We start from the raw sequence: 270 nt of genomic DNA on the forward strand, positions 1-270 counted from the left end.
TTTCCAGTTATCGCGGGAGGTGAGCTCCCCGAACGCGTCCCGGTATTGTTGCGCAACCTCATCAGCTTCGCGTGTGAAGCGGCGAATGAGGGCGGTGAGTTCGCGTACTTGCTTGCGGGACTTCTCGTGGTCGAAAACGCGGTGGTGGACTACCGACTGGGAAGCGTCCGTGACGTACACGTCCTCATAGAGTGAAGTGTTCCACCAGGTGGCGTCCTCGTAGGGGACGATGGTGGCACCGGGGATCCGCTTGTTGAGGAGGGCTTTCAC

General features: G+C 60.0%; 1 protein-coding gene. It reads right to left on the minus strand.

Annotated features, from left to right (window positions below):
- A partial coding sequence (locus tag AC0IW9_RS30930; RefSeq protein ID WP_471652127.1) for a hypothetical protein occupies nt 1–270 on the minus strand: 270 nt, incomplete at both ends.

Source organism: Belnapia sp. AC561, from assembly GCF_979252845.1.